Consider the following 204-nt stretch of genomic DNA (forward strand, 5'->3'; position numbering starts at 1 on the left):
GGAGGCGTAGATCACGGACTTCGCCTGGAAGATGTGGATCTCGCCGGTCGCCAGCTCGTACGCGACGACGCCGGCGGACTTCTTGACGCCGTCGACCTCGGTGATCAGCTGGTCCAGGACGTAGAACTCGTTGAAGAACTCCACGCCCTCCTTGACGCAGTTCTGGTACAGCGTCTGGAGGATCATGTGACCGGTGCGGTCCGC

At 62.3% G+C, this 204-nt stretch carries 1 protein-coding gene; it reads right to left on the reverse strand.

Annotation, left to right across the window (positions count from 1 at the left end; translation table 11 throughout):
• A partial coding sequence (locus CCN29_RS36220) for an FAD-binding protein (protein ID WP_442538488.1) occupies window positions 1-204 on the reverse strand: 204 nt, incomplete at both ends.

The sequence above is a fragment of the Streptomyces pseudogriseolus genome, assembly GCA_002154585.1.
In the GTDB taxonomy this organism is placed as follows: Bacteria; Actinomycetota; Actinomycetes; order Streptomycetales; family Streptomycetaceae; genus Streptomyces; species Streptomyces pseudogriseolus.